Source organism: Oceanimonas doudoroffii, assembly GCF_002242685.1.
GTDB classification, from domain to species: Bacteria; Pseudomonadota; Gammaproteobacteria; order Enterobacterales; family Aeromonadaceae; genus Oceanimonas; species Oceanimonas doudoroffii.
On sequence record NZ_NBIM01000001.1, the window covers coordinates 1,861,938 to 1,880,192 of the forward strand.

Here is an 18,255-nt window from a genome sequence, read left to right on the forward strand (position 1 = left end):
GAGGCCAGCTTAGTATTACTCGCTGTGAAACAGGGTGTCGATATTCAGCCCCTGCTGGGTGAGGATTTCCTTCAGTCTGCGCAGGGCTTCCACCTGGATCTGGCGCACCCGCTCCCGGGTCAGGCCGATTTCCCGGCCCACGTCTTCCAGGGTGGACGCTTCATAGCCCAGCAGGCCAAAGCGCCGGGCCAGTACTTCCCGCTGCTTGGGATTGAGCTCTTCCAGCCAGCGCACCAGGCTGACATTCATGTCGTCATCCTGGGTTTCCATCTCCGGATCCTTGTCGTTCTCGTCGGCCAGCACATCCAGCAGCGCCTTGTCGCCGTCACCGCCAATGGGGGTGTCAACCGAGCTGATTTTCTCGTTCAGCTTGAGCATGCGCGAGACGTCTTCCACCGGTTTGTCGAGGGCTTCGGCAATTTCGTCGGCGGTAGGCTCATGATCCAGCCGGTGGGCCAGCTCGCGGGCGGTACGCAGGTAGACATTGAGCTCTTTCACCACATGAATGGGCAGCTGAATGGTGCGGGTCTGGTTCATGATGGCCCGCTCTATGGTCTGGCGAATCCACCAGGTGGCATAGGTGGAGAAACGAAACCCGCGTTCGGGATCAAACTTTTCCACAGCGCGGATCAGGCCCAGGTTGCCTTCCTCGATCAGATCCAGCAGGGCCAGGCCCCGATTGTTGTAGCGGCGGGATATTTTGACCACCAGGCGCAGATTGGACTCAATCATGCGTTTACGGGCAGCGAGATCGCCACGCAGGGCGCGGCGGGCGTAATGAACTTCTTCTTCTGCGGTCAGCAAGGGAGAAAAGCCGATTTCTCCCAGGTAAAGCTGGGTTACATCCAGGCTGCGTTGGCTTGGCGCGGAGAGAATTTCCTCTTCCTGAGGGCTTTCCTGCTCCACGGTTTCCACGTCCGCATCCCGATCCAATTCTACGTCTGCGTCCTGGTTCCTGTTCTTTTTCTGGCTCATGGCAGTTCTCCCTAAAACCGGGTACTACCCGACTCCCGGTGACTATCGCTTTGGCAGATACTTTCTCGGATCAACCGATTTGCCCTGATGCCGGATTTCAAAATGCAGCCGGACATCAGTGGCATCACTGCTTCCCATATCCGCTATGTGCTGGCCCGCCTGCACCGAGTCCTGCTCCTTGACCCGCAGTACCTCGTTGTGAGCATAGGCCGACAAATAATCATCGTTGTGCTTGATGATGATCAAATTGCCATAACCACGTAGCGCGTTCCCTGCGTAAACTACCTTTCCTGCAGCGGCGGCCTTGACGGCCTCCCCCCTGCTTCCGCGTATGTCGATGCCCTTGTTGCCGGTTTCGGCCAGCGAGAAGCCGGAAATCACCGGCCCCTTTACCGGCCATTGCCAGGCAATGGGCCCATTGACAACGGCGTTTTTTTGAACTCCGCTACCAGCGTATGCTTTTCCTTTCGCCGGTGCAAGAGGTCGGGAGGATTTGACTGCTGGCGACGGTTTGGCCGTGGGCTTGCTCGCCGACGCAGAGGCCGGCGTCGCCGAGGCCGGGGCGGAGGGCGCCGCAGCGGCGCCGATGGAATGCAACGCCAGTGCCTGGCCCACATAAATGCGGTAAGGCGGACGCAGGCCGTTGAGGCTGGCCAGATCGGCCACCGAATGGCCGGTGCGGCGGGCGATGCCGTTCAGGGTATCCCCCCGGCGCACGCGATAGGCCACCCGCTTACGGCCGGGCACATCCAGCCGCAGGGTCTGACCGGGATAAATATGATAGGGAGGGCGCAAACCGTTGTGCCGGGCCAGGGTGGGCACATCGGTGCCGGCCTGCCAGGCGATGGAATAGAGGGTATCCCCCCGCACCACCACATACTGACGGCCATTGGCCTTGACCTGCCCCTGGGCATGAGCCCCCACTCCCGCCACCGGGGCCGGTGGCGCCACGGAGCAGGCCGTCAGCAACAGGCTCAGCGCAATGCCGAGACTGCCAATGCCGACGGTCTGACTCCGGCTCTTCATCAGGGCCTCAGCAACAAATAGGCCACCACGGCCGCCGCCACACAGGCCCAGCCGAGCAGATCGATATAGCGGATCAGCCTGCTTTCCATACGCACGCCGCCCCATACCATCAGCCCGGACACCAGGAAAAAGCGCAACCCCCGGCCGATCAGCGACACCAGAATAAACGGCAGAAACGCCATTTGCAGCAGACCGGCGGTGACCGTGAACACCTTGTAGGGAATGGGCGTAAAGCTGGCAATAAAGATCACCCAGATGCCCCAGTCATCAAACCACTGCCGGGCCACGGCGATCTTGTCCTGATAGCCCATGGCCTGAATAAAGGGCTCCACCAGCGGCTCCCACATGGCGTAACCCAGCAGGTAGCCAAAGGCCGCCCCCAGCACCGAAAACACCGTGGCCAGGGCGGCGTAATGCCAGGCCCGGTCCGGCTTGGCCAGGGCCATGGGGGCCAACATTACGTCTACCGGTACCGGCCAGAAAATAGACTCCACAAAACTGTTCATGGACAAGTACACCGGCGCATGGCGGTGCACCGCCCACATCATCACCAGCCGATACAAACGGGAAAACAGCTTCACTCAAGATCACCCTGAATCAAAGGAACAAACCGCACCGCTTCAAGCTCGGTGCGCACAAAATCATCTCCCCGGCGCCGATACAGCCACAAGGTCTGGCTGAGCCCGCCCACCGGAATGACCATGCGACCGCCATCGGCCAGCTGTTCCAGCAGCGCCGTGGGCGTGGTGCTGGCCGCCGCGGTCACCATAATGGCATCGAAGGGTGCCTTACTGGCCCAGCCCTGCCAGCCGTCGCCGTGCTTGGTGGACACATTGTGCAGATCCAGCCGTTGCAACCGGCGCCGGGCCTGGTATTGCAGTGCCTTTATCCGCTCCACGGTAAACACCTGCTCCACCAACTGGGCCAGCACTGCAGTCTGAAACCCGGAGCCGGTGCCCACCTCCAGCACACGCCGAAGGGGCGGCCCATCCAGCAGGGCCTCGGTCATGCGCGCCACTATATAGGGCTGGGAGATGGTCTGGCCAAAACCGATGGGCAGGGCGCTGTTGTCCCAGGCCTTGTGCGCCATGGCCTCATCCACGAAATCGGCGCGCGGCAGTTCGGTAATGGCACGCAGCACCCGCTCGTTACGAATGCCCTGCTGTCGCAGCAGGCGGTAAAGCTGCTCTCCTGCTAACCTGTGCACGCCTTACTCCACATCCTGAATCCAACGGGACAATGCCGACATTTGATCGTAGGCCGTGAGATCTATGGTCAGCGGCGTGATCGACACAAAGCCCCGTTCGACGGCATCAAAGTCGGTGCCCTCGCCCGCATCCTGAATGGCACCGGGAGGGCCAATCCAGTAAATGGCGCGGCCTCGCGGATCGAATTCTTTCAGCACCGCCTCGGAACGATGACGATTACCCAAACGAGTCACTTTGATACCCTGAATCTCGTTCAGGGGCAAGTCGGGCACGTTCACATTCAAAATCTGGTTGGAATAAAGCGGCGCCCGCAACAGGCCCTGCACCAGCATGCAGGCAAAATGGGCCGCGGTGTCAAAATGCCGGTCGCCGCACAGGGAAATGGCCAGGGACGGCAAACCCAGGTGGCGGCCCTCGGTGGCCGCCGCCACCGTGCCCGAATAAAGCACGTCGTCGCCCAGGTTGGCACCGTGGTTGATGCCCGCCACCACCAGATCCGGATCCGGATCCAGCAGGTGATTTACCGCCCAGTGCACACAGTCGGTGGGCGTGCCCTTGACCGAATAAAAACCGGTATCATCCAGCTTGTCGGCCCGCAGGGGTACTTCCAGCGTCAGCGAATGACTGGCACCGCTGCGGTTGCGATCCGGCGCCACCGTGACCACCTCGGCAAATTCCGCCAACGCCCGGCTCAGGGTGCGAATGCCGGCGGCGTTCACACCATCGTCGTTACTCACCAGTATTTTCATGGCTGTCCTTTTCCTGAATGATTTCCCTGACCAGACTGGTGGCATAACTGCCCGCCGGCAGCCAGAAAGACAGCGTGAGGCAATCGCCGTTTTGCTGCCAGCTGAGTTGCCCCGGCTTCAGCAGCAGCGCCCGGCGCTCCTGCTTGAGGCCGTTGGCCTCCAGCCCGTCCATCAGATCCTGCTGTCCGGCCAGCGCCGCCAGCTCCAGTGTTGCCGCTTCGTCTTCGGCCGGCAGCCGGCCCCGCCCCCACAGCGGCGCGCTCAGGCGAATGTCGCCCTCGGCAAACCGCGCACGCAGGGCGTCGTCGAGGGGATTGTCTTCATTGATGGTAAAGAATGACTGACTGCCTGCCAGCATGACACAGTCGCCGTGCAGCAGCTGCTCGCCCAGGCCCTGCGCCAGCCGGTGGCTGACCGCCAGGTTAAACAGCTGGCTGCGGGCCGCCGATAGATACATCGACCGTTTATTGCGATCCTTGATGCGCTTGCCGCCAAACATGGCCCTGGCCTGATCAATATTGCCACCGTTGTGGCCGAAACGCTGCTCACCGAAATAGTTGGGCACGCCCCGTTCGCCAATGGCCGCCAGCCGGGCGTCGAGATCGTCTTCCCCCTCCAGCTCGGTCAACACCAGCTCGAACCAGTTACCCTTGAGGGCACCGGTTTTCAGCTTTTTGTGGTGCCGGGCAATGGCCAGGATCTGCACGTCGTCGCTTTCCAGCGGTGAGAAGTCGGGCATGTCCTTGCCCGGCAGGTGCACGCCAAACCACTGCTCGGTGACCGCATGGCGGTCCTTGAGCCCGGCCCAGGTCACATCGCGTTGGGCTACGCCCGCCAGCCGCGCCAGATCCCGCGCCACCCACTGGGTATTCTGGCCGCGCTTGCGAATGTGCAGAAAAATATGCTCGCCTTCACCACTGGGCTCAAAACCCAGATCCTCGCGCACGATAAAGTGTTCCGGCGCGGCCTTGAGCAGGCCGCTGACGCCGGGTTTGCCGTGCAGGTAATGCTGTTGTTCACTCATGCTTTCACCAGCAGCACCACGGCTTCCGCCGCTATGCCTTCCTTGCGGCCCACGAAGCCGAGTTTCTCGGTGGTAGTGGCCTTGACATTGATATGGGAAACCGTGGTCTGCAGATCCTCGGCAATGGTGGCCGCCATGGCGTCCACAAAGGGCGCCAGCCGGGGGGCCTGCGCCATGATGGTCAGATCGGCGTTGCCCAGCACGTAGCCGGCGGCCCGCACCTTGGCAAACACCTCCCGCAGCAGCAGGCGGCTGTCGACCCCCTTGAAGGCGGCGTCGGTATCGGGAAAGTGGCGGCCGATATCACCGGCGCCAATGGCGCCCAGCAGGGCATCGCTCAGGGCGTGCAGCACCACGTCGCCGTCGGAATGGGCCAGCAGGCCCTGGTCATGGGGTACCGCCACCCCACCCAGAATGCAGGGACCATCCCCGCCAAATTTATGCACGTCAAAACCGTGCCCGATTCGCATCATTGATTGTTCTCGTTCAGCTGCTGCAGAAAAAAGCCGGCCAGCGCCAGATCTTCCGGCCGGGTTATCTTGATATTGTCGGCCCGGCCTTCCACCAGCAGGGGGTGAACGCCGGCCAGCTCCATGGCCGAAGCCTCGTCGGTGACCGCCTGCCCTTGGGCCAGCGCCTCGGCAAGGGCCCGGCGCAGGGCCTGGGTGTCAAAACATTGCGGAGTCAGGGCGTGCCAGAGCTCGTCCCGGGGCACACTGGCGGCAATGGCACCACGGCCATCCCCTCGTTTCATGGTGTCCCGCACCCGGCAGGCCAGAATGGCGCCCCGAGGCTGTGAGGCCGCCGCCAGCAGGGCATCAAGATCCTGCATGGCCAGACAGGGCCGGGCGGCGTCGTGCACCAGCACGTATTCGCTGGACACCGCCGCCAGGGCATTAAGCACCGAGTCGGCCCGCTCCCGGCCACCCTGTACCCGTACCACGCGTTCATCCCGGACCAGGGGCAGGCTGTCGAACCACTGATCTTCCGGGCTGACCGCCACCACCACCCGCTCGATGGCGCCGTGCGCCAGCAAGCGCTCAATAGTGTGCTCCAGCACCGTTTTACCCGCCAGGGTCAGGTATTGTTTGGGAATGGCGCTGGCCATGCGTTTGCCGGCCCCCGCGGCCGGCACCACGGCGGTGCAGCTCAGTGCGCTCATGGCTTGTCCTGGCTCAGCAGTAACCGGTAGAAGGTTTCACCCGGCTTGATCATGCCCAGATCGTTGCGCGCCAGTTCTTCCACCGCCGCCAGCCCGTTGTTGAGATCCTCGATATCCCGATAGAGCAAGGCGTTCCTGTCGGCCAGGCGCTGATTATCTTCCAGCTGCCGGGACACATTGGCGGCGGCCTCATGGTATTCGCCGAGACCGTTTTTTCCCCACCACAGGTGGTATTGCAGGGTTCCCAGCAGGGCCAGCAGTATCAGCGTCAGGGTGCGCATTTATCCTCCTAAGTAAGCGGCTAGTTTCCCATATTCCCCGGCCGAACAAAAGAAACCCCGCACGAGGCGGGGCGTCAGAAAGACAACCAGCATGGTTTGTCATCACGGCCATGGGGCGGGTAAAGACAGTGCGCCGGTGAAAGGCCGCAAGCTTCCCTGCAGGTTGCGAATGAGTGCCACGAATTCCAACCCGCAGGTGGCGGTAAAACATGGTGAATTCGCCATCCTTCTCACCAAGCCATGGTTCGCCACTCTGGCTGCATTCACTCGCACCATAAACAAAAAAGCCCCGCACAGGGCGGGGCTTTTGGTTCAGTGCAAGGCAGGCATTACGCCTGGCCTTTTACCTCGGCCAGGCCACGGTAAGGAGCCTTGGCACCCAGTTCTTCCTCAATACGGATCAGCTGGTTGTACTTGGCGATACGGTCGGAGCGGCTCATGGAGCCGGTCTTGATCTGACCGGCGCAGGTGCCCACGGCCAGATCGGCGATGGTGGCGTCTTCGGTCTCGCCGGAACGGTGAGAGATAACGGCGGTGTAACCGGCGTCCTTGGCCATCTTGATGGCGTTCAGGGTTTCGGTCAGGGAGCCGATCTGGTTGAACTTGATCAGGATGGAGTTGGCAATGCCCTTGTCGATACCTTCCTTCAGGATACGGGTGTTGGTGACGAACAGATCGTCACCAACCAGCTGTACCTTGTCGCCCAGAATCTTGGTCTGGTAGGCGAAACCGTCCCAGTCGGACTCGTCCTGACCGTCTTCGATGGAAACGATCGGGTACTGCTCGCACAGCTCGGCCAGGTAGTCGGAGAACTGCTCGGAGGTGAACACCTTGCCTTCGCCCTTCATGTTGTACTTGCCGTCTTCATAGAATTCGGAAGAGGCGCAGTCCAGGGCCAGGGTGATGTCCTTGCCCAGGGTGTAGCCGGCTTTTTCCACGGCTTCCTTGATGGCGGCCAGGGCGGCAGCGTTGGATTCCAGGTTGGGCGCGAAGCCACCTTCGTCGCCCACGGCGGTGGACAGGCCCTTGGCCTTCAGTACCTTGGCCAGGTTGTGGAATACCTCGGCACCGATGCGCAGGGCTTCCTTGATGTTCTTGGCGCCCACCGGCTGAATCATGAACTCCTGAATGTCGACGTTGTTGTCGGCGTGCTCACCACCGTTGATGATGTTCATCATCGGCAGCGGCATGGAGTACTGACCCGGGGTGCCGTTCAGCTCGGCGATCCAGGCGTACAGGGGCTGGCCCTTGGCGGCGGCGGCGGCCTTGGCATTGGCCAGGGACACGGCCAGAATGGCGTTGGCGCCCAGGGTGGCCTTGTTGTCGGTGCCGTCCAGATCGATCATGATCTGGTCAATTTCGGCCTGCTGAGTTGCGTCCTTGCCTACCAGAGCGGCGGCAATGCGATCGTTGATGTTGGCCACGGCGGTCTGTACGCCCTTGCCCAGGAAGCGGGACTTGTCACCGTCACGCAGTTCCAGCGCTTCGCGAGAGCCGGTAGACGCACCGGACGGCGCGGCGGCACGGCCCATGAAGCCACCTTCCAGGTAAACGTCGGCTTCCACGGTGGGGTTGCCACGGGAGTCGATGATCTCACGACCGATCACTTTAACGATCTTAGCCATTCTCAGTTTCCTCTTGAGTTGAACGTAAAACCTAACTAACGCACGAAAAAATACGGCCGAACCCTGAGGTTCAGCCGCTGGTACTGGTTACTCCAGCTCTCCCTGCTGGTGCTGGCCGGCCGCCTTCACGAAACCGGCGAACAGGCCGTGGCCGTCGCGGGGGGTGGAGGTGAATTCGGGGTGGAACTGAGCCGCCACGAACCAGGGGTGATCCGGGTTCTCGATGATCTCCACCAGCTTCTTGTCGGCGGAGAGGCCGGTCACCTTCAGGCCCGCCGCCTCGATTTTGGGCAGCAGACGGTTGTTTACTTCATAACGGTGACGATGACGCTCGTAAATGGTGTCGGAGCCATAGAGGGCATGCACCTTGGAGCCCGGAGTCAGATGACAAAGCTGGGCGCCCAGACGCATGGTACCGCCCAGATCGGACTCTTCGTCACGCACTTCAACGTTGCCTTCCTCGTCGACCCACTCGGTGATCAGACCCACGACCGGGTAAGGGCTCTTGGGGTCAAACTCGGTGGAGTGGGCGCCTTCCAGGCCGGCCACGTTGCGGGCGTATTCGATCAGCGCCACCTGCATGCCCAGGCAGATGCCCAGGTAGGGCACGCGGTTTTCCCGAGCATAACGGGCGGCCATGATCTTGCCTTCCACGCCGCGCTCGCCAAAGCCACCGGGCACCAGGATGGCGTCCAGTCCTTCCAGCAGGGAAACGCCCTTGCTTTCCAGGTCCTGGGAGTCGATGTACTTGATATTGACGGTCAACCGGCTCTTCAGGCCGCCGTGCTTGAGCGCCTCGTTCACCGACTTGTAGGCGTCTGGCAGCTCAACGTATTTGCCCACCATGCCGATGGTGACTTCACCCACCGGGTTGGCTTCTTCGTAAATCACCTGTTCCCATTCGGACAGATCCGCCGCCGGGCAGCTCAGGCCAAAACGCTTGACCACCAGCTCGTCCAGGCCCTGAGACTTGAGCAGGGCCGGAATCTTGTAGATGGAATCTACGTCCTTCAGGGAGATGACCGCCTTGTCGGACACGTTGCAGAACAGGGCAATCTTGCCGCGCTCGTTGGCCGGAATGACCCGGTCGGAGCGGCAGATAAGAATGTCGGGCTGAATGCCGATGGACAGCAGCTCTTTCACCGAGTGCTGGGTCGGTTTGGTTTTCACCTCGCCGGCGGCGGCCATGTAGGGCACCAGGGTCAGGTGCATGAACAGGGTGTTTTCCCGGCCCACTTCCACCGCCAGCTGGCGAATGGCTTCCAGGAACGGCAGCGACTCGATGTCGCCCACGGTGCCGCCGATTTCCACGATGGCCACCTGATGGCCCTCGGCACCGGCGATCACCCTGTCCTTGATGGCGTTGGTAATGTGCGGAATCACCTGAATGGTGGCACCCAGATAGTCGCCGCGTCGTTCCTTGCGCAGCACATCCGCGTATACCCGGCCGGAGGTGAAGTTGTTGCGGCGAGTCATTTTGGTACGAATGAAACGCTCGTAGTGGCCCAGGTCCAGGTCGGTTTCGGCGCCGTCGTCGGTCACGAAGACTTCACCGTGCTGGGTGGGGCTCATGGTGCCCGGATCCACGTTGATGTAGGGATCCAGCTTCATGATGGTCACGTTAAGACCACGGGCTTCGAGGATGGCGGCCAATGAGGCGGCTGCAATGCCTTTGCCCAGGGAGGAGACCACCCCGCCAGTAACAAAAATATATTTAGTCGTCATGCTGAACCTGAAAAAGCTTGGGAACGAATGGAATGTGGAATTCAAGACGGGGTCACATTATACGCAAGAAGGCCGATTACGACAATGAAACAATACCGGCCTCGGGCCGGCCGCCGATCACTGCCCGCTTGTGGTGAATCATCGTCATTCGTTCCGTTAATGGCGATGACTATACCCTTTACCGTAGTTTTATTACAACAGAATAACATTCCCTTTCGGCTTGCCATTGTCGTCCGACAGGCCAGAATAGCAACAGCCGGCCTGGCGGTATGCCGGCCCCCATTATTCTCACCAATAAGGATATGAAATGAGTTTTACTTTCAGTGACTTGAAGAACGACAACGGAAACAACTGGCGTGCCTACCTGGAACACGACTTTGTGCGCCAGCTGGGTGAAGGCCGGCTGGCGCCGGAAGCCTTTCGCCATTACCTGAAACAGGATTACCTCTTTCTTATTCAGTTTGGCCGTGCCTTTGCCCTGGCCGCCTACAAGAGCCCGACCCTGGCCGATCTGCGCCATGCCAAGGCCGGCCTGGACGCCATTATCGATCTGGAACTGGGCCTGCATATCGACTACTGCACTCAGTGGGGCATCAGCGAGCAGGAACTGGCCGAGTTGCCGGAAGCCCGCGCCACCCTGGCCTACACCCGTTATGTGCTGGACACCGGCAACCGGGGGGATCTGCTGGATCTGCACGTGGCCCTGGCGCCCTGCCTGGTGGGCTATGCCGACATCGCCCGCTGGCTGGTGGAGCAGCCCGCCACCGTGCGCGGTGAGGCGAACCCCTATGAGCCTTGGATTGCCATGTATGAAAGCGCCGAGTTTCAGGCCGCCGCCCAGGCCGAAATCGCCTGGCTGAACCAGCGCCTGGCGGAAGTCTCCCCGTCCCGCTTCAGGCAGCTGTGCCGCATCTTTGACGACGCTACCCGGCTGGAAATCGACTTCTGGGACATGGGATTAGAACAAAGAATGTAATTGTTAAGGGACTAGGGACTAGGAAAATAGCAGAGACGTAGGTTGGCGATGAGCGCAGCGAATCCCAACATTTCACAGTCGACTTCGTGTTGGAATTCGCTGCGCTCATTCACAACCTACCCGGTCCCTATTCATCAATCCCTAATCCCTGCTGTTTACAGCTTCTCAATCAGCTTCGGCAGTGCCTCAAATAAATCCGCCACCAGGCCGTAGTCGGCCACCTCAAAGATGGGGGCCTCTTCGTCCTTGTTGATGGCGACGATGATTTTCGCGTCCTTGATGCCGGCAAGATGCTGAATGGCACCGGAAATACCCACGGCGATATACAACTCCGGAGCCACTATCTTGCCGGTCTGCCCCACCTGCTGATCGTTGTCGGCCAGGCCCGCGTCCACCGCCGCCCGGCTGGCGCCTACCGCCGCCCCCAGCTTGTCGGCCAGTTGCTCCAGCAGGGCGAACTGCTCCTTGCTGCCCAGGCCTCGGCCACCGGACACCACCACTCGGGCCGAGGTCAGCTCTGGGCGTTCACTCACGCTCAGCTCATCGCGGACAAAGCGGCTGGTGTTTTCCACCGCCACCGCAGACAGGGTTTCCACCGGAGCCGGCTCACAGCCCTCGGCAACGGGATCAAAGGCGGTGGCGCGAATGGTCAGCAGGGTCACCGGATCCAGCGACTGTACCCGGGCCAGGGCATTGCCGGCGTAAATGGGCCGAGTAAAGGTATCCTCACTTTCAATATCCACTACGTCCGCCACCAACCCCACCCCCAGCAAGGCAGCCGCCCGGGGCAGCACATCCTTGCCAAAAGTGGATGCCGGCGCCAGCACATAGCGATAATGGGTGGCCAGGCGTGACACCAGGGCCGCGCAGGGCTCGGCCAGCTGCTGGCGGTAAAGTGCATCATCGGCCAGCCGCACCTTGTTCACACCGGCCAGCACCCTGCCCTGTTCACTCACGGCGGCGCAGTCGTGCCCCATCACCAGCAGGTGCACCTCGGCATTCAGCCGGCTGGCCGCCCCCAGCACCTTGGCGGTGTTGGCGCTCAGGGTGAGGTTATCGTGTTCGGCTATCACCAGTATGCTCATGAAATCACCTTGGCTTCATTCTTCAGTTTGTCCACCAGCTCGTCCACATCGGCCACCCGAATCCCGGCCTTGCGTGCCGGCGGCTCAGTCACTCCCAGCAGGCGCACATGCTGTTCAAAGGTCACGCCCAGTTCGTCCGGGGTCAAGGTTTCCAGCGGTTTTTGCCGGGCCTTCATGATATTGGGCAGGGAGGCAAAGCGCGGCTCATTCAGGCGCAGATCCGTGGTGATCACCGCCGGCGGCGTCAGCCCTTGTGTACGCAGGCCGCCATCGACCTCACGGGTGACCAGCAGCTCGTCGCCGTCCCGCTCGATGGCCGAGGCAAAGGTGGCCTGGGGCCAGCCATTGAGGGCCGCCAGCATCTGCCCGGCCTGGTTGTGATCGGTGTCGATGGATTGCTTGCCCATCAACACCAGCTCGGGGTGTTCCCGTTCGCACAGCGCCGCCAGCAAGTGAGCCACGGTCAGCGGCTCGGCCGGCTCGCTGCTTTCCACCAGAATGGCCCGGTCGGCACCCAGTGCCAGGGCCGCGCGCAGCTGTTCACTGGCCTCGGTGCTTCCTATGCTGACCGCCACGATTTCCGACACCCACCCCTTTTCCTTCATGCGCACCGCCTCTTCCACCGCGATCTCGCAAAAGGGGTTGGCCGCCATCTTGACGTTGCCCAGATCCACGTCGCTGCCGTCGGCGCGCACGCGAACCCGAACGTGATAGTCAATCACCCGTTTAACCGTCACCAGTACTTTCATGGCCGCTCCCGGAATTGGTGAATTCGACTTAATACTAGTCGATTTCACCGCGCCGCCATGGGCCACGGCGGTTTGTTAAATATCGCCGCCAATACAATACTTTAGCCATGGCAAGCAGCGGGAGACGCGGCATGAAACGGGAGTCAATGGAGTTTGATGTGGTCATCGTGGGGGCCGGTCCGGCGGGGCTGGCCGCGGCCTGCGGCCTGATGCAACGTGCGCAGCAGGCCGGGCTGGAGCTGAACGTATGCGTGGTGGAAAAGGGCGCCGAGGTGGGCGCGCATCTGCTCTCCGGCGCCCTGCTTGACACTCAAGCCCTGAACGAGCTGTTTCCCGACTGGCGAGAGCGGGGTGCACCGATCACCACAGCGGTCACTCAGGAGCATTTCTACATGCTGAGCAGCCCTCAGGGCGGACTGGAGCTACCCGCCTGGATGACGCCGGCTTCACTGCATAACACCGGCAGCTATATCGTCAGCCTGGGCAAACTGTGCCGCTGGCTGGCGAAGCAGGCGGAGGGCCTGGGCGTGGCGGTATTTCCCGGCTTTGCCGCCAGTGAGGCGCTGTTCGACGACGCGGGTGCCGTGTGCGGCGTGCTTACCGGCGACATGGGGGTGGGGGCGAACGGCATTCCCAAGGCCGGCCATGTGCTGGGCATGGAGCTTCGCGCCCGCTACACCCTGTTCGCCGAAGGCAGTCGGGGCCATATCGGCAAGACCCTGATTGACCGCTTTGCCCTGGATCGAGGCAGGGATCCCCAGCATTACGCCATCGGCTTCAAGGAATTGTGGCGGCTGGCGCCGGAGCGCCATCATCCCGGGCTGGTGGTGCACGGTGGCGGCTGGCCGCTGGGTCGAAACGGCGGTGGCTTTTTTCTCTATCACGGCGACGACGGCCTGGCCGCGGTGGGGATGATTGTCGATCTCAACTATGACAATCCGCACCTGGATCCATTCAAGGAATGCCAGAGGCTCAAGCATCACCCGCTGCTGGCCCGGCACTTGTGGGGCGGCAAACGCCAGGCCTGGGGGGCCCGGGCGTTAACCAAGGGCGGGCTCAACTCCCTGCCGCAAATGATCCTGCCCGGCGCCCTGCTGCTGGGCTGCGATGCGGGCACCCTTAACGGCGCCCGCATCAAGGGCATTCACACCGCCATGAAGTCGGGCCTGCTGGCCGCCGAAGCACTGCTGCCGGCACTGGTGGCGGGCCGTGGCGGCGACAAGCTCACGGAGTTTACGCAACTGATGGAAGAAAGCTGGCTTCAAACCGAGCTGCAGCGCGCCCGGCACTTCGTTCCCGCACTGCACAAATTCGGGCCCTGGGCCGGAGGCGCGCTGAACTGGCTGAGCCAAACACTGCTAAGGGGCCGGCTGCCGTTTGCCCCCCATGACTCCATTCCGGATCACGCCACGCTGAAGCCGGCGGCGGCCTGCCCTTCCATCGCCTATCCGAAAGCCGATGGCGTGCTGGCCTTTGATCGCATGTCATCGGTGCACCTGGCCAGTACCGGCCACGACGAGGATCAGCCCTGTCACCTGCATCTGGCCGACAGGGCCCTGCCGCTGCGGGACAACCTGCCCCGCTTTGATGAGCCGGCCCAGCGCTACTGCCCCGCCGGCGTCTATGAAGTGGTGCAGCAGGCGGGCAAGCCGGTGTTTCGCATTAACGCCGCCAACTGTGTGCACTGCAAAACCTGCGACATCAAGGATCCGGCCCAGAACATTACCTGGGTGCCACCGGAAGGAGGCAGCGGGCCCAATTATTCGGGCATGTAATGCAAAAAAAACCCTGAATGCAGTGCTCCCTCGTAAGGGATCAATGCGTTCAGGGGTATGGCAGTATTATGGTTATATTGTAGTTTGGCTCTGTTAACGCAGGGGGCACGTTCCGTTGCTGTGCGTTGCAAAAAACAATACGCCTTTCCCCCTGCGCTCACAAGATAGACTTTAGTGTTACCCTGAGGGACACGGGTCACAAAATTCGGTGTTACAACCGCAAGCCACCGTCCATTTCCAGCAGGCGGCCGTGAAAATAGTCATTCTCAATCACATATTGCAGGCTGTGCACCAGCTCCTCCACCTCCGCCAACCGCCCCTGCGGAATGCGCCGAGTGATCCGTTCCATGGCGTCGGGCTTCATCTGGGCGGTCATTTCGGTGGCAATCATCCCGGGCGCTATGCCCGCCACGCGAATGCCAAAACGACACAGCTCGGCAGCCCAGCATACCACCAGCGCCGCCACCCCGGCCTTGCTGGCGGCATAGTTGCTCTGGCCCGCATTGCCGGCCCGAGCCACCGAGGAAATGTTGACAATCAACCCGCCTTCGCCGCGCTCGGCCATGATGGCCGCCGCCTCACGACCACAGAGAAAGCTGCCGGTCAGGTTGACGTCCATCACCTGCTGCCAGTCTGCCAGGCTCATTCTGCGGCTGACCTTGCCGTCTTCCAGCTTGACCAGCAGGGCATCGCGCAACAGGCCGGCATTGTTGACCAGCACATCCAGGCCTCCCAGCTCCCGTACGATATGGCCAAAGCTGTCAGTCACCTGCTGCTCATTGGCCACGTCGCACAGATGTACTGCCACGCGAGCGCCGGTGGCCGCCACCATCTCGCCGCTTTTGGCCAGATCCCGCTCGTGAGTGTCAATCAGTGCCAGTGCCGCCCCCTGCCGGGCCAGATGATGAGCCATGGCCCGGCCCAGGCCGCGACCGGCACCGGTAATCACCACCACCTTGTTCTTGATGTCCATTCACGCATCTCCTTCGGGCTGGCGATAGAGCCGAAACAGGCTGGAAAAGTCGAGCCCACCATGACCCGCGACCTGGTGCAGACTGAACAGGGCCCGGGCGGCCGAGCCCATGGGCACCGGCGAGCCGCTGCCCTGGCTCAGGCCCATGGCCAGGTTGAGATCCTTGCACATCAGGTTGACCTGAAAACCGCCCTGATAGCCATGGCTGGCAGGGACCTTTTCCATGACGCCGGGCACCGGATTGTAGTGCTCCATCACCCAGTTGTTACCCGAACTCTGATGAATAATCTCCGACAGCACCGCCGCGTCCAGGCCATGATTCAGCCCCAGGTTAAGGGCCTCGCAGCTGGCCGCCATCTGCGCCGCCAGCAGCAGGTTGTTGCAGGCCTTGGCCACCTGGCCGGCGCCGTGAGGGCCGGCATGCAGCACCTTTTTACCCATTTGCGCCAGCACGGGCCGGGCCCGGGTAAACTGATCCTCGCTGCCGCCCACAATAAAGGTCAGGGTGCCGGCCTCGGCTCCGGCCACGCCTCCGGACACGGGCGCATCCACAAAATCCAGGCCATGACCGGCGGCCACCTTGGCCATGCGTTGTGCGATCTCGGCTTCTATCGTCGAGCAGTCGATCACTAGGGCGCCCGGCGCCAGATGGCCAAAAAGACCATCGTCACCGCCATACAGCCCCGCCACCTGTTCACCACTTTGCAGCATGGAGATCACCACGGTCGCGTGCTTGACCGCGGCCACCGCCGTGGTCTCGGGAATGGCGCCAAGGGCCGCAGCCCGGCTGACCGCTTCCGGCTGCAGATCAAATACCTGCACGCGGCGCCCGGCCCTGACCAGATTGGCGGTCATGGGGATTCCCATGTTGCCGAGGCCGATAAATGCGATGGTTGCCATAGTGTGCCTCCTATTTGAGATCCGCGAGCGGGCTAAGGCCCCAGGGTGAAGTGAACAGGGTGTTCAGCAGCGCCGGTTCGACCTCACTCAGGCTGGCAAAGGTCCAGCCGGGAGTGTTGTCCTTGTCGATCAACCTGGCACGCACCCCTTCGGCAAACTCCCGAAAACGACACAGCTGCACCGACAGATCCAGCTCGGCCTGAAACACCTGCGCCAGCGACGAATACCGGCAACGGGTCAGTTGCCGGTGGATCACCGCCATGGCCAGGGGACTGCCTGCCGCCAGGGTTTGCTGAGCCCGAATAAACCAGGCATCGTGTGTGTCAGCCTCCAGTATGGCGGAAACCTTATCGGCCAGGCTGTCCTGGTCCATCAGCTTTCGAATCAGATCCTGATGCCGGCGCAGGGGCGAATCGAGCCCGGCAAGCTGTGCGGCCGATTCCGCTTCCAGCTCCCTTATTACCTCTGCAGCGCCACCGCTGTCCCGCTGCAATCGGGGCCACAGCTCATTCAGCCGCTCTTCGGCCACAAAGCGGTTGGCCAGGCCCAGCCAGAGGCTGTCGGCGGCATTGAGGGAGCAGCCGGTCAGGGCAATAAATTCCCCCAGTCCCGGCGGCAGCCGGTTGAGAAACCAGCTGCCGCCCACGTCCGGGTAGAGCGCTATGGTCACCTCGGGCATGGCCAGACGGCTATGTTCGGTCACCATGCGCTGGCTGGCCGCCATAAACAGCCCCATGCCGCCGCCCATGACAACACCGGCTCCCACACAGATCACCGGCTTGCCAAAGGTATGCAGCAGATGATCGAGCCGGTATTCCCGCTCAAAAAAACGCGCCGCCGCCGAGGGCACGGTGCCGAGTTCACGTTCGCCGCAGCCGGCCCGCACGGTGGCGATGGCCGAGATCAGCCCCACCACGTCCCCGCCGGCACAAAAGGCCCGGGACCCGGCCCCCTCCAGCACCACAGCCACCACACTGTCGTCATGCCGCCAGTCCCGCAACACCGCCGTCATGGCGTCAATCATGTCCAGGTTCAACGCATTTAACTGGGCTTCACGATCCAGCACCAGCCGACCGATATAACGGCCATCGGCAGTGGGCTGCTTGCCTGAAATTACACTCATGCCACCTCCTAACGGTTGCGCCACTGGGGCTCACGCTTTTTCAAAAAGGCATTTACCCCTTCCCGCTGATCCTCGGTATCGAACAGCGCCATAAAGGCGTCCCGCTCCCGTACGCGGCCTTCGTTCAGCGGCCGCCGCCGAGCCGACTGAATCAGCCGTTTGCAGGCGGCCACCGAGCCCGGGCTCTGCCCTTCAACCCGTTCGGCCAGGGCAAGGGCCCGGGTCAGCACCTCGCCATTGGACACCACCTCTTCCACCAGGCCGATGGCCTGCGCCTGGTCGGCGCCCAGCCGCTCCCCGCATAAAATCAACCGCTTGGCCCAGGCCTCTCCTACCAGATGGGGCAGCAGCTGAGTGCCGCCGGCACAGGGCAGCAGCCCCACCCGGGCCTCGGGCAGCCCCATCACCGCCCGCGCGGCGGCAATGCGCAGATCACAGGCCAGGGCCGCTTCCAGCCCGCCGCCCATGGCATAGCCGTTAATGGCCGCCACCGACAGCCCGCGAAATTCGCTCAGCGCCTCAAAGGCCCGGCCAAAGGCCTGGGCCATGGCATGAGCCTTGCCCTTGTCGCCATCGGCAAACACACTGAGCTCGGCCCCGGCACAGAAAAACTTCTCGCCCTCACCGGTGAGCACCAGGCTGCGAATGTCGTCGTCACCGTTCAGCTCATCCACCAACGTCGCCAGCCGGTTGAGGCTGTCCACCGTCCAGGTATTCGCCGGCGGGTTATTCATGGTTAACAGTGCCACCTGTCCTTGTTTTGTGAAGCAGATTTTTTGTGTCATTTTTGCTCCTTGGGCATGATCCTATAGTGCTGCTGATTACCATGGAGTTGTTCGGCATTAACACATTATTTTAAGGTCCCCAAAACCATGCATATGTGAAAAGCGCTAGCAATA

The 18,255-nt window shown here is 61.9% G+C and carries 19 protein-coding genes; 2 read left to right on the top strand and 17 right to left on the bottom strand.

Features of this window, described 5'->3' with window-relative positions; genetic code table 11:
* Positions 1-15 precede the first annotated feature (15 nt).
* The 11 genes from rpoS to pyrG form a co-directional block, all read right to left on the bottom strand.
* Positions 16-975 carry an RNA polymerase sigma factor RpoS gene (gene rpoS / locus B6S08_RS08650; protein WP_094200308.1) on the bottom strand — a complete coding sequence of 320 codons (960 nt, stop codon included), beginning with the start codon at positions 973-975 and terminating at the stop codon, positions 16-18.
* 42 nt (positions 976-1,017) lie between these two features.
* Entirely contained in the window at positions 1,018-2,001 is a 984-nt protein-coding gene (locus B6S08_RS08655) for a peptidoglycan DD-metalloendopeptidase family protein (RefSeq protein WP_094200309.1), read from the bottom strand.
* Complete coding sequence (locus B6S08_RS08660) at positions 2,001-2,582, bottom strand: YqaA family protein (RefSeq protein WP_094200310.1); 582 nt, start codon at positions 2,580-2,582, stop codon at positions 2,001-2,003. Before B6S08_RS08660 ends, B6S08_RS08655 begins: the two co-directional genes overlap by 1 nt.
* Complete coding sequence (locus B6S08_RS08665; RefSeq protein ID WP_094200311.1) at positions 2,579-3,208, bottom strand: protein-L-isoaspartate(D-aspartate) O-methyltransferase; 630 nt, start codon at positions 3,206-3,208, stop codon at positions 2,579-2,581. The genes B6S08_RS08660 and B6S08_RS08665 overlap by 4 nt, the downstream gene beginning before the upstream one ends.
* A gap of 3 nt (positions 3,209-3,211) precedes the next feature.
* On the bottom strand, positions 3,212-3,958 hold the full coding sequence (surE, locus tag B6S08_RS08670; RefSeq protein WP_094200312.1) for a 5'/3'-nucleotidase SurE: 747 nt from the start codon (positions 3,956-3,958) through the stop codon (positions 3,212-3,214).
* A complete protein-coding gene (gene truD, locus B6S08_RS08675) occupies positions 3,939-4,982 on the bottom strand; it encodes a tRNA pseudouridine(13) synthase TruD (protein ID WP_094200313.1) in 1,044 nt (347 codons plus the stop codon). The genes surE and truD overlap by 20 nt, the downstream gene beginning before the upstream one ends.
* Positions 4,979-5,455 carry a 2-C-methyl-D-erythritol 2,4-cyclodiphosphate synthase gene (gene ispF / locus B6S08_RS08680; RefSeq protein WP_094200314.1) on the bottom strand — a complete coding sequence of 159 codons (477 nt, stop codon included), beginning with the start codon at positions 5,453-5,455 and terminating at the stop codon, positions 4,979-4,981. Before ispF ends, truD begins: the two co-directional genes overlap by 4 nt.
* Positions 5,452-6,144 carry a 2-C-methyl-D-erythritol 4-phosphate cytidylyltransferase gene (gene ispD / locus B6S08_RS08685; RefSeq protein WP_094200315.1) on the bottom strand — a complete coding sequence of 231 codons (693 nt, stop codon included), beginning with the start codon at positions 6,142-6,144 and terminating at the stop codon, positions 5,452-5,454. The genes ispF and ispD overlap by 4 nt, the downstream gene beginning before the upstream one ends.
* Positions 6,141-6,425 carry a cell division protein FtsB gene (ftsB, locus tag B6S08_RS08690; protein WP_094200316.1) on the bottom strand — a complete coding sequence of 95 codons (285 nt, stop codon included), beginning with the start codon at positions 6,423-6,425 and terminating at the stop codon, positions 6,141-6,143. Before ftsB ends, ispD begins: the two co-directional genes overlap by 4 nt.
* A gap of 329 nt (positions 6,426-6,754) precedes the next feature.
* Positions 6,755-8,050, bottom strand: coding sequence for a phosphopyruvate hydratase (gene eno / locus B6S08_RS08695; protein WP_094200317.1), 1,296 nt, complete (start codon positions 8,048-8,050; stop codon positions 6,755-6,757).
* 87 nt (positions 8,051-8,137) lie between these two features.
* Positions 8,138-9,775, bottom strand: coding sequence for a glutamine hydrolyzing CTP synthase (gene pyrG, locus B6S08_RS08700; protein ID WP_094200318.1), 1,638 nt, complete (start codon positions 9,773-9,775; stop codon positions 8,138-8,140).
* 307 nt (positions 9,776-10,082) lie between these two features.
* Between pyrG and tenA the strand changes: the two genes are divergently transcribed.
* Positions 10,083-10,751 carry a thiaminase II gene (gene tenA / locus B6S08_RS08705; RefSeq protein WP_094200319.1) on the top strand — a complete coding sequence of 223 codons (669 nt, stop codon included), beginning with the start codon at positions 10,083-10,085 and terminating at the stop codon, positions 10,749-10,751.
* A gap of 155 nt (positions 10,752-10,906) precedes the next feature.
* Here tenA and B6S08_RS08710 read toward each other — a convergent pair whose 3' ends face one another.
* Positions 10,907-11,836 carry an electron transfer flavoprotein subunit alpha/FixB family protein gene (locus B6S08_RS08710; protein WP_094200320.1) on the bottom strand — a complete coding sequence of 310 codons (930 nt, stop codon included), beginning with the start codon at positions 11,834-11,836 and terminating at the stop codon, positions 10,907-10,909.
* Positions 11,833-12,585 (bottom strand): electron transfer flavoprotein subunit beta/FixA family protein, encoded by a 753-nt coding sequence (locus tag B6S08_RS08715; RefSeq protein ID WP_094200321.1) that lies wholly within the window; start codon positions 12,583-12,585, stop codon positions 11,833-11,835. The genes B6S08_RS08710 and B6S08_RS08715 overlap by 4 nt, the downstream gene beginning before the upstream one ends.
* A gap of 131 nt (positions 12,586-12,716) precedes the next feature.
* On the opposite strand from B6S08_RS08715, the gene B6S08_RS08720 reads away from it, so the two are divergent.
* Positions 12,717-14,360 (top strand): electron transfer flavoprotein-ubiquinone oxidoreductase, encoded by a 1,644-nt coding sequence (locus tag B6S08_RS08720; RefSeq protein WP_094200322.1) that lies wholly within the window; start codon positions 12,717-12,719, stop codon positions 14,358-14,360.
* A 211-nt stretch (positions 14,361-14,571) separates the two neighbouring features.
* Here B6S08_RS08720 and B6S08_RS08725 read toward each other — a convergent pair whose 3' ends face one another.
* Genes B6S08_RS08725 through B6S08_RS08740 form a run of 4 tightly spaced genes read right to left on the bottom strand, consistent with a single transcriptional unit; the run spans position 14,572 to position 18,141 of the window.
* Complete coding sequence (locus B6S08_RS08725; RefSeq protein WP_094200323.1) at positions 14,572-15,333, bottom strand: SDR family NAD(P)-dependent oxidoreductase; 762 nt, start codon at positions 15,331-15,333, stop codon at positions 14,572-14,574.
* The gene (gene mmsB, locus B6S08_RS08730; protein WP_094200324.1) at positions 15,334-16,233 is read right to left on the bottom strand and encodes a 3-hydroxyisobutyrate dehydrogenase; all 900 of its coding nucleotides are present in this window, start codon (positions 16,231-16,233) and stop codon (positions 15,334-15,336) included.
* Between the two features lie 10 nt (positions 16,234-16,243).
* The gene (locus B6S08_RS08735; protein WP_094200325.1) at positions 16,244-17,356 is read right to left on the bottom strand and encodes an enoyl-CoA hydratase/isomerase family protein; all 1,113 of its coding nucleotides are present in this window, start codon (positions 17,354-17,356) and stop codon (positions 16,244-16,246) included.
* 8 nt (positions 17,357-17,364) lie between these two features.
* The gene (locus B6S08_RS08740) at positions 17,365-18,141 is read right to left on the bottom strand and encodes an enoyl-CoA hydratase (RefSeq protein WP_094200326.1); all 777 of its coding nucleotides are present in this window, start codon (positions 18,139-18,141) and stop codon (positions 17,365-17,367) included.
* Between the last annotated feature and the right edge of the window lie 114 nt (positions 18,142-18,255).

Bases quoted from the DNA above. Each gene is read 5' to 3' on its own strand.
- ispF (WP_094200314.1), bottom strand. From the start codon at position 5,455: ATGATGCGAATCGGGCACGGTTTTGACGTGCATAAATTTGGCGGGGAT.
- ftsB (WP_094200316.1), bottom strand. From the start codon at position 6,425: ATGCGCACCCTGACGCTGATACTGCTGGCCCTGCTGGGAACCCTGCAA.
- mmsB (WP_094200324.1), bottom strand. From the start codon at position 16,233: ATGGCAACCATCGCATTTATCGGCCTCGGCAACATGGGAATCCCCATG.
- B6S08_RS08720 (WP_094200322.1), top strand. From the start codon at position 12,717: ATGAAACGGGAGTCAATGGAGTTTGATGTGGTCATCGTGGGGGCCGGT.
- B6S08_RS08655 (WP_094200309.1), bottom strand. From the start codon at position 2,001: ATGAAGAGCCGGAGTCAGACCGTCGGCATTGGCAGTCTCGGCATTGCG.
- truD (WP_094200313.1), bottom strand. From the start codon at position 4,982: ATGAGTGAACAACAGCATTACCTGCACGGCAAACCCGGCGTCAGCGGC.
- B6S08_RS08710 (WP_094200320.1), bottom strand. From the start codon at position 11,836: ATGAGCATACTGGTGATAGCCGAACACGATAACCTCACCCTGAGCGCC.
- pyrG (WP_094200318.1), bottom strand. From the start codon at position 9,775: ATGACGACTAAATATATTTTTGTTACTGGCGGGGTGGTCTCCTCCCTG.
- surE (WP_094200312.1), bottom strand. From the start codon at position 3,958: ATGAAAATACTGGTGAGTAACGACGATGGTGTGAACGCCGCCGGCATT.
- ispD (WP_094200315.1), bottom strand. From the start codon at position 6,144: ATGAGCGCACTGAGCTGCACCGCCGTGGTGCCGGCCGCGGGGGCCGGC.
- rpoS (WP_094200308.1), bottom strand. From the start codon at position 975: ATGAGCCAGAAAAAGAACAGGAACCAGGACGCAGACGTAGAATTGGAT.
- B6S08_RS08740 (WP_094200326.1), bottom strand. From the start codon at position 18,141: ATGACACAAAAAATCTGCTTCACAAAACAAGGACAGGTGGCACTGTTA.
- B6S08_RS08725 (WP_094200323.1), bottom strand. From the start codon at position 15,333: ATGGACATCAAGAACAAGGTGGTGGTGATTACCGGTGCCGGTCGCGGC.
- tenA (WP_094200319.1), top strand. From the start codon at position 10,083: ATGAGTTTTACTTTCAGTGACTTGAAGAACGACAACGGAAACAACTGG.
- B6S08_RS08735 (WP_094200325.1), bottom strand. From the start codon at position 17,356: ATGAGTGTAATTTCAGGCAAGCAGCCCACTGCCGATGGCCGTTATATC.
- B6S08_RS08715 (WP_094200321.1), bottom strand. From the start codon at position 12,585: ATGAAAGTACTGGTGACGGTTAAACGGGTGATTGACTATCACGTTCGG.
- eno (WP_094200317.1), bottom strand. From the start codon at position 8,050: ATGGCTAAGATCGTTAAAGTGATCGGTCGTGAGATCATCGACTCCCGT.